We start from the raw sequence: 4958 nt of genomic DNA, 5'->3' as shown, positions 1-4958 counted from the left end.
GTGCGCTGCTGGCGCCCGAGCTGGCACGCCTGGGCTGGACGCCCGCCGAGGGTGAAGGCTCCGAGCCGCGGGCGCTGCGCAACCAGCTGATCCGCCAGCTGGCCATGTTCGGCGATGCGCAGGTGCTGGCCGAAGCGCGCCAGCGCTTCGATGCCGACGTGGCCGGCAACCAGCCGCTGCCCGCGGCCATCCGCAGCGGTGTGATCGGTGCCGTGGGCGCGCAGGCCGATGGCGAGCGCTTTGCTCAGCTGCTGCAGCGGCTGCAGCAGGCCACCAGCGACGAAGACCGCTGGACGTATGCGCGGGCCCTGGCCTCGGGCACCGACGAAGCGCAGCTGCGCCGGCTGCTCAGCGCAGCGCTGTCGGGCATCACCGCGCCCAACGTGGCGTCGGCCATCCCGTCGATGGCCGGTGAGCTGGGGCCGCTGGGCGAAGTGGCCTACCGCCATGTGCTGGACCACTGGCCCGAGTACGAGACGCTCACCGGCATCCAGGGCCGGCAATACCTGCTGCCGGGCTCGGCCTCGCGCTTCGTGCAGCCGGCACAGGCCCAGGCCCTGGTCGACGACCAGGCCCGCCTGGTGGGCAAGGGCGGCGCGCTGACGGCCGGCCGCCAGGCCGAACAGATCCGCCTGCATGCCCGCATGCGCGAGCGTGATGCGGCGGCGCTGGACAAGCTGCTGGCCGGCTGGCAGCCGCAGCATTGACGCTGGCCGCGACCTGGCGGTCTGAGCTGGCTCAGCCGCCCAGCATCGCCAGCGCCGCCTGGTGCAGCGCCGGCGTGGCCGCCGCCACCACGCGGCCATCAGAGTCCATGGTCAACGGCTGGCCCTGCCAGTCGGTCATCACGCCGCCCGCGGCTTGCACCAGGCCGGCCACGGCCAGGTAGTCGTAGGGCTGCAGGCTGGCTTCCACCACCAGATCCACCGTGCCGCCGGCCAGCTGCGCATAGCTGTAGCAGTCGCCGCCGAAGCGGCGCAGCGCGCAACGCCGGCTCAGCGCATCGAAGCGCGGCCATTCTTCAGCGCTGAACACGTCGGGTGAGGTGGTGAAGATGCGCGCCTGATCGAGCGCGGTGCAGCCGCTCACCCGCACCGGCTGGCCGTTGCACCAGGCGCCCTCACCCACCACGCCCACCCAGCGCTCCTTGAGCACCGGCATGTCCACCAGGCCCAGCTGCACACGGCCTTGGTGCATCAGCGCGATCAGCGTGCCCCACAAGGGCGAACCGGTGATGAAGCTCTTGGTGCCGTCGATGGGGTCGAGCACCCACACATGGGGCGCGTCCAGCCGCTCGCGGCCGTGTTCTTCGCCCAGGATGCCGTGATCGGGCAGCTCGGCGCGCAGCATCGTGCGCATGGCCGCTTCCGCCTCGCGGTCGGCCAGCGTCACCGGGCTGGCATCGGCCTTCAGGTCCACCGCCAGCGGGGTGCGGAACAGCGGCAATGAATGCGCCGCAGCCACGTCGGCCAGGCGGCCGGCGATCGATAGCAGATGGGGCGTGGACATGGGGCTCCTGATGTGTGAACAAGCGTGACGGCGGCCGCCATTGTCGGGCGGCGCCGGTCTTTTGCCGGTCATATTGGATGGCTAACCTCGGCAAGGCGGGCAACCCCAGAACACCACAAAGCAGGGCGGATGCAGTACCGCTGGCGTGCGGCGCCGACCCTGCCTCGACCCGCGCATCAACGCCAAGAGGGTAACCACATGAAGTACACGACCGCCCAGGTCGCGGCCGCCGCATGGCTGGCTGTTTCCGCTTGCACGGCCCAGGCCGCTGCCTACGACACCAACCTGATCTTCAACGGCGACGCCGAGCAAGGCACGGCCGGCTGGCAGACCTATGCCAACACGCCGATGTTCAGCGCGGTGAACTACGGCCCCAACTGGGTGATGCCCAGCCAGCCCGGGCCCGCCGACCGCGGCACCCAGCTGTTCGTCGGCGGCAGCGGCGTGCCCTACGCCGGTGGCTGGCAGACGGTGGACCTGAGCGCCAATGCCGCCGCCATCAACGCCGGCCAGGTGAGCTTTCAGGTCTCGGGCTACCTGGGCGGCTGGACCAACCAGGGCGACAACCCGATGCTGTGGGTGACGTTCCAGAACGCCGCCAACCAGATGATCGGTGAAGCTGCGCTGGGCCCGGTGACGCCGGCCGACCGCAACAACACCACGGGCCTGTTCCTGCAGCAGGCCAGCGGCTGGGTGCCCACCGGCACCACCTCGGTCACCTTCAACCTGACGATGCAGCGGCTGGTCAGCGGTGACAACGACGGCTATGCCGACAACCTGGCCTTCAGCATCTCGGCCGTGCCGGAACCTGAAACCTACGCGCTGATGCTGGCCGGCCTGGCCGCCGTGGGCGTGGCCGCACGCCGTGCGCGCCGGGCCTCGCGCTGATTTCCCCTTCACATATACAGACACACAGGAGTTGAACATGTCTAGACAAGCCAAGCACTGGGGCAGCGCCCTCGCCCTCGCCTTCACCCTGATCGCCCCGCTGGCCGGCCATGCCGCCACGGTGCTGAACTTCGACGACCTGACCGACGGCATGGTGCCGGCGCAGTACGGCGGCCTGGACTGGTCGCAGTCCTTCCTGTCGTTCAGCGACCCGATGCTGTTCCCGGCCCATTCGGGCGACCGCCTGGTGGCCACCGACTGGTCGGCCACCAACGACACCAGCAGCATCCGCTTCAATCAGGCCGCCACCTTCCAGGGCGCCTGGTTCTCGGGCTATGAAGACGCGGCGGTGAGCTTTGCCCTCTTCTACCAGGGCCAACAGGTGGGCAGCTCGGGGCTGCTCAAGCCCGGCAGCACGCCCGCCTTCCTGGCCAGCGGCTACGCCGGCCTGGTGGACGAAGTGCGCGTGCACAGCGCCGCACACAGCGGCTTTGGCATGGACGACTTCACCTTCACCGCCGCCGTGCCCGAACCCGGCACCTACGCACTGATGCTGGTCGGCCTGGGCGCCGTCGGCTTCTTCGCCCGCCGCCGCCAGGCCTGACCCCTGCAGGAGCCATCGCCATGACCTCTTCCCAAGACCGCCGCGGCTTTTTGCGCAGCGTGGCCTCGGCCACCGGCGCCACCGCCGTGCTCAGCACCTTTCCGCCGGCCATCCAGCGCGCGCTGGCCATCGAGGCCAACAACCGCACCGGCACGCTGCGCGACGTCGAGCACATCGTGATCCTGATGCAGGAGAACCGCTCGTTCGACCACTACTTCGGCACGCTCAACGGCGTGCGCGGCTTCGGTGACCGCTTTCCGATTCCGGTGGCCGATGCCAACGGCATTGTGGGCCGCACGGTGTTCGTGCAGCCCAACCCGCAATCACAGCAACTGCCCGGCCGCCCGCCGGTGGGTGGCCCGCCGGCCATCGCGCCCTTTGCGCTGAACACCAAGCAGACCTTCGCGCACATGCGTGTCGAGGGCACGCCGCACAGCTGGACCGATGCCCAGGCCGCCTGGGACCAGGGCCGCATGAACCGCTGGACGGTGGCCAAGAACAACCACTCGCTGGGCTACTACACCCAGCAGGACATGCCCTTCCAGTTTGCGCTGGCCAATGCCTTCACGCTGTGCGATGCGTATCACGCCTCGTCGCAGACCGGCACCAACACCAACCGCCTGTTCCTGTGGACCGGCACCAACGACGGCCTGGGCCAGGGCAACGGCCCTTCCACCGACAACAGCCACGACTGGTTCAACGAGAACCCGGCCACCGACTACACCTGGACCACCTACCCCGAGCGTCTGCAGGCCGCCAACATCAGCTGGCAGGTCTACCAGAACATGGACGACAACTTCACCGACAACTCGCTGGCGGGCTTCAAGGCCTACCGCGATGGTTGGTACAACCGGCCCGGCTACTCGCAGGCGCTGAAGGACCGCGGCATCTCCACCCGCGACCTGGACAAGCTGCGCGAAGACGTGCTGGCCAACAAGCTGCCGCAGGTGTCGTGGATCGTGGCCACCGCCGAAGGCTCGGAGCACCCCGGCCCCTCCAGCCCGGCGCAGGGCGCCGACTACACCGCCAAGGTGCTGGAAGCGCTGACCGCCAACCCCGAGGTGTGGAGCAAGACGGTGCTCTTCATCAACTTCGACGAGAACGACGGCTTCTTCGACCACGTGCCGCCGCCGGCGCCGCCGGCCTGGGTGGCCGCGGGCCAGTACGCCGGCGGCAGCACCGCCGATGCACGCGCCGAGTACAACGAGATCCTCAACGGCTCATCGCCCACCTACCTGCACCGCACCTACGGCCTGGGCCCGCGCGTGCCCATGTACGTGGTGTCGCCCTGGAGCAAGGGCGGCTGGGTGAACTCGCAGGTGTTCGACCACACCTCGGTGCTGCGCTTCGTCGAGGCGCGCTTCGGCGTGGCCGAGACCAACATCAGCCCGTGGCGCCGGGCGGTGTGCGGCGACCTGACCAGCGCCTTCAACTTCCGCAACCCGAACGACAACACCTTCTTCGCGCAGCTGCCGGCCACGCTGGCGCTGGCCGATCAGGCCCGCGCGCTGTCGAAGCGGACCACGCCGCCCACGCCTAGCAGCTTGGCCCTGCCTTCGCAGGCGGTGGGCGTGCGCCCCTCGCGCGCACTGCCCTATGAGCTGCATGCCACCGCCCGCGTGGTGGCCAACCGCCAGCTGGCGGCCGCGCAGGTGGAAGTGACCTTCCGCAACACCGGTGCGCAGGCCGCGGTGTTCCATGTGTACGACCGCAAGAACCTGGCGGCCATTCCGCGCCGCTACACCGTGGAAGCGGGCAAGCAGCTGGTGGGCACCTGGACGGCCGAAGCCGCCGGCGCCTACGACCTGTGGGTGCTGGGCCCCAACGGCTTCCACCGCCACTTCACCGGCAATGCCCGCCGGGCGGTGTCGGCCGCGCAGCCCAACCCCGACGTGGAAGTGAGCTACGACAAGACCACCGGCGACCTGGTGGTGCGCCTGGTCAACAGCGGCAGCGG

General features: G+C 69.7%; 5 protein-coding genes. 4 read left to right on the top strand and 1 reads right to left on the bottom strand.

Features of this window, described 5'->3' with window-relative positions; genetic code table 11:
• A partial coding sequence (locus ABNT58_RS11285; protein WP_348753574.1) for an ERAP1-like C-terminal domain-containing protein occupies positions 1-707 on the top strand: 707 nt, incomplete at its 5' end.
• Between the two features lie 31 nt (positions 708-738).
• On the opposite strand, the gene hisN is transcribed toward ABNT58_RS11285, so the two are convergent.
• The gene (gene hisN / locus ABNT58_RS11280; protein WP_348753573.1) at positions 739-1509 is read right to left on the bottom strand and encodes a histidinol-phosphatase; all 771 of its coding nucleotides are present in this window, start codon (positions 1507-1509) and stop codon (positions 739-741) included.
• A gap of 198 nt (positions 1510-1707) precedes the next feature.
• Between hisN and ABNT58_RS11275 the strand changes: the two genes are divergently transcribed.
• The 3 genes from ABNT58_RS11275 to ABNT58_RS11265 all read left to right on the top strand — a co-directional run.
• The gene (locus ABNT58_RS11275; RefSeq protein WP_348753572.1) at positions 1708-2397 is read left to right on the top strand and encodes a PEP-CTERM sorting domain-containing protein; all 690 of its coding nucleotides are present in this window, start codon (positions 1708-1710) and stop codon (positions 2395-2397) included.
• Between the two features lie 37 nt (positions 2398-2434).
• Positions 2435-3001 carry a PEP-CTERM sorting domain-containing protein gene (locus tag ABNT58_RS11270; protein WP_348753571.1) on the top strand — a complete coding sequence of 189 codons (567 nt, stop codon included), beginning with the start codon at positions 2435-2437 and terminating at the stop codon, positions 2999-3001.
• A gap of 20 nt (positions 3002-3021) precedes the next feature.
• A partial coding sequence (locus tag ABNT58_RS11265) for a phospholipase C, phosphocholine-specific (RefSeq protein ID WP_348753570.1) occupies positions 3022-4958 on the top strand: 1937 nt, incomplete at its 3' end.

The sequence above is a fragment of the uncultured Aquincola sp. genome (assembly GCF_964001545.1).
Classification (GTDB): Bacteria; Pseudomonadota; Gammaproteobacteria; order Burkholderiales; family Burkholderiaceae_C; genus Aquincola.
This window is presented reverse-complemented; position numbering and strand designations above follow the sequence as displayed.